The organism is Pseudoruminococcus sp., from assembly GCF_047012705.1.
GTDB lineage: Bacteria > Bacillota > Clostridia > Oscillospirales > Acutalibacteraceae > Pseudoruminococcus.
Genome location: NZ_JBKXNW010000042.1, coordinates 1 through 4,037 on the forward strand (window position 1 = coordinate 1; position 4,037 = coordinate 4,037).

Here is a 4,037-nt window from a genome sequence, read left to right on the forward strand (position 1 = left end):
CTGCATCAAACTCTTTGTTTCCTGCAGTCTCCATTGCCATTAACAGAGTATCTTCTGAAAGCTTTTGTCAAGGGGGTGCGTGGATATTTTTCATATTACTTACGCAGATTCTCTCTCTGCTTCTGCCTGAATAATGCGTTTCAACCTGTCCTCCGCAGTCAAACCGCTACTATGGTCAAAAAACACTTTGACTTTATAATTTGTTTTGCCTTGCTTAATCACAAAAACTCCATCCGGTTTGTTTTTCTCCGAATGGTTATTTTGGGTGGGTAGTGTACTGTTCACAATATTTGTCATACGATATTCCTCCTAATTAAATGAAAAAAGCCCGACAAGGAAAGGTCTGACAACGAAGTTCCGACAACGGACATCAGAAAACCTTTTTTCTTTATCGGGCGATACTATCTTTTTACTATTTCCTTTTTCTTTATAATATTGGTTGTCATGGTTGTCAGAGAGGGAAAAGTGCCGCAATATCAAGGCTTTCGGGATTTTTACCCGACAACCAGACCGACAACCGGCTCGACAACCGAAGCGACAACTGGCTTTTATTTTTGCTTCAACCATTCTTCCGGAAGCCCTAACTGTTCCATTTCCTCTGTCGGGATTTCTTGAAAACCATCCATGCTGTTGTCAGGCTCGTTGTCGTTCCTGATACGCTCCCAGCCTTTTTGTCTGCGGTAAGGCTCTGGAAAATACCTCGGATTGCTGAACGCCCTCCAGCCTGTGACAGCGTTATTCATAATGTCATTGATCTCTCGCAGTTCCCATTGTTTCGGTTCGTCATAATCATGCCCCAGTGCTTCTTTGTAAAGCTGTTTGGAGCAGACTATGCTGCCGGAATAGCGTTCCAGATAATCTAAAATCTGTCCTGCCTTTGTGTCCTCCGGCATAAAGTCCTTTTGGTGGGCTTTCAGATAAGCGTTCATAGCCGGACTGAATCTCAGACGGAAATTGCCGCTTCTGTAAATCTCCATAGCTTCTGCCCACATCTGATTGATATACTCTCTGGAAGCCTGTTCATCCGCCAAAATATGAACCTCAGCCCTTTCAGGATAGACCATAACCGGAACGAAGCGGCGGTTGCCTGTTCGGTCAAGGGGAAGAAAGTCAAGGGTATTAGAAGAACCTCCAAACACACATTGTCGTTTTCTGTCTGCCGGATGTGTTTCATAGGGTATCTTATAGGTTTCCTTTTGTCGGCTCAGAAAGGACTTGATTTCTTCAATGCTCTTAGCGTTGGCAGTTGCAATCATTTCCGACATTTCAATAATCCAATGCCCCTGCATTTTGCGGTACACATTTTCATCATCCAGCTTTTTCAAATCATCAGAGAACCAGTCATCATTGACCGCAAGCAAACGGAAGAAAGAGGACTTTCCGGCTCCCTGACCGCCTACAAGACAGAGCATTACCTCAAATTTACACCCCGGCTTAAAGGCTCGTGAGATAGCACCCAACAGAAACAACTTCAATGCTTCATAGGTGTAATCATCTGTATCAGAACCGAGAAAGCGGTGCAGACAGAAGCGTATGCGTTCCGTTCCGTCCCATTGCAAGGCATTGAGAAAATCACAGACAGGGTGGTAACGGTTTTCATTGGCAATAACCGCAACTGCGTCTATGATTTTCTTCTCTACGGTCAATCCATAGTTTTCTTCAAAATATAGGAGCAGATATTTCACATCCACATCCGTCAATGTCGGGCTGTCACGATACCAACCGAGGGGCTTCACAATGTCGATTCTTTCGGTCAGAAGATTTTTTCGGATAGCCCCTTTCAAAAGCGGGTCATATTGCAGAACACGCTTATAATTTGCGGCAGTATTATAAACCTTACCTTTCTCGCTCTGCTCTAAGCTGTTTCGGATTTCTTCTACTGTGCATGGTTCTGTCTGCTGACAGTTCTGCAATTCGCTGTTCAAGTTTTAACACCTCCTTTCTCTGTTCTGCCACAAGTGCTTTTCGTTCCTCCAATGAACCATACAGAAGAATATCAAGCAGATATTCGATATAGTTCTTCTTATGCAGTGCTTCTGCAAACAGGGGATTCCATTCCTCATCCGGCTGTTTAGGAGCGTATTTCTTTTCCCATTCTCTAAGAAGATGAAAATAATCCGTCAGCACCTTGTAGCAATGATTTTCTCCTTTTTGATACTTCTGTTCCGGTGTCGGCTCACGAATACGAGGGCGGACACTGGGCTTTTGTCGGCTGTCATAGTTAAGACCAAAATCTTCAGCAAGTTTGACAGCAGCTTCCCTCAGCCCGATACCGAATAGCTTCGCTGTGAGATCAACAGCGTCTCCGGTTGCTCCGCAGCCAAAACAGTAATAGCGTTCATCCAGCTTCATACTGGGGGACTTATCTGAGTGAAACGGACAGCACGCCATACCTGTGCGACCCACTTTCAAGCCATAGGCTTCTGCGGCTTGTCGGGCAGTAACATTTTCTTTTACAACTTCAAATACATTCATGTGACTCCTTTCCTGAAACGAAAAAAGCACCTGTCATTTTCAAAACGAAAACAGCAAGTGCCTTAGAGTTCCATATTTAATTTTAGGTGCAAAAAAGCAGGAGACCTTTTCAGATTTCCTGCTTAGCAAAGCTGTGAAGATTTAATTGTGGTTGGGTTGCCAGTTATACAAACTGGAAATTTTCTTTTTAGAATGAATTATTTAATTTCTACAATAGCACCATATTTCGTATGCGGAAGATATTGTACCTTTAAATAAGTATTTTTATCAATATACCTTGAAAATACTGTGATTTCGATTTCATCATCTTTAACTTTATCATATAGAAAAATACTTCTTCTTTCAGAAGATATATCTGCACCACCATGAGATTGTTCAGTTACATATCCTTCTGCATAACTATACTGTTTGTTTATGATGTAAGGCATATCTAAAACAAAATCTTTCAAATATAAGATTAAAAGAATAGCTACTATAACAAGAATGGTATTAGCCAATCGAAGAAATATTATATCATTTTTTCCAGTATATTCTTTTTTTATCGCTTCTTTATCAAAAAATATCGAATAGATAAGTTTTCTTTTTTTAATTAGATAGATAATGCAAGCAATTAACGCTATAACAAATAATGAAACTCTTATAAACAATCTAAATATAGCAAAATCCATAATATCATCCCCTTAAACTTCAAGTTTGTTGCTTACATTATACTTCATCAACCTAAAGAATGGAAGATTTTTTCTTGCCTCCCAAAGCAAAAGCACCTGTCATTTTCAAAACGAAGACAGCAAGTGTCTTAGAGTTCCACATTCTATTTTGAGTGCAAAAAAGCAGGAGAACTTTTCAGATTTCCTGCTTAGTAAAGCTGTGAAGATTTAATTGTAGTCAGTTTTTCTTATACCATCCGAAATTTATACTTTAATGTTCTCTCATAACAAAAATCAATTTTGTCCTCCAACAAAAATACCGTTTGGGGGATTATCCCATATAAAATTATCCTCAGCCACTTCGCTCTCCAATGCAATTTCAATTTTATATATCCCCACATTTTGGGCATTTTCATCATCCTGACTATACATATAAAAATTCATACAATACCTTTCCTTCTCTGTCAATATGAGATACATACCATCCAATTCCGTTTTCCTTTTACCATAGTTGCTTTCACTTGATGATGCACAATCGCCCTCAAAACTTTGGATACTGCCCTCAATATAATCGAAAAAAGCAGAGATTTCAGTGTCTAAATTCTCAATGTTCTTTTTGCTTTCTTCGGAAAATAGAGATTTGAGTTTCTCTGAATCCTGTTGCTTACATGCCTCGATAATTTGTTGACACATCTTATCCGTTTCATTTTGTTCAGAGCTAAACCAGTCATTGAAATATTTGTTAGAGCAGCCTGTTAAACCGAGTATAATAATCACACTGGAAAGCAACAATACTTTTTTCATATAATTACATCCTTTACTGAATAATTGCAAAATCACTTATTGGATTAAGGTCATTACAAAAAATTTCTTACTATCATTATACTTCATCAACCTAAAGAATGGAAGATATTT

5 protein-coding genes are annotated in these 4,037 nt (G+C 39.3%); all 5 read right to left on the reverse strand.

Features of this window, described 5'->3' with window-relative positions:
- Positions 1–99: 99 nt before the first annotated feature.
- Complete coding sequence (locus ACLU24_RS14395; RefSeq protein ID WP_003864557.1) at positions 100–297, reverse strand: hypothetical protein; 198 nt, start codon at positions 295–297, stop codon at positions 100–102.
- A gap of 251 nt (positions 298–548) precedes the next feature.
- A complete protein-coding gene (locus ACLU24_RS14400) occupies positions 549–1,913 on the reverse strand; it encodes a virulence-associated E family protein (protein ID WP_029677266.1) in 1,365 nt (454 codons plus the stop codon).
- A complete protein-coding gene (locus ACLU24_RS14405; RefSeq protein WP_003864559.1) occupies positions 1,837–2,475 on the reverse strand; it encodes a CHC2 zinc finger domain-containing protein in 639 nt (212 codons plus the stop codon). Before ACLU24_RS14405 ends, ACLU24_RS14400 begins: the two co-directional genes overlap by 77 nt.
- A gap of 197 nt (positions 2,476–2,672) precedes the next feature.
- Positions 2,673–3,143, reverse strand: a complete 471-nt coding sequence (locus ACLU24_RS14410) for a hypothetical protein (protein WP_003864560.1) — start codon at positions 3,141–3,143, stop codon at positions 2,673–2,675.
- A gap of 273 nt (positions 3,144–3,416) precedes the next feature.
- The gene (locus ACLU24_RS14415; RefSeq protein ID WP_412613339.1) at positions 3,417–3,926 is read right to left on the reverse strand and encodes a DUF5104 domain-containing protein; all 510 of its coding nucleotides are present in this window, start codon (positions 3,924–3,926) and stop codon (positions 3,417–3,419) included.
- Positions 3,927–4,037 lie beyond the last annotated feature (111 nt).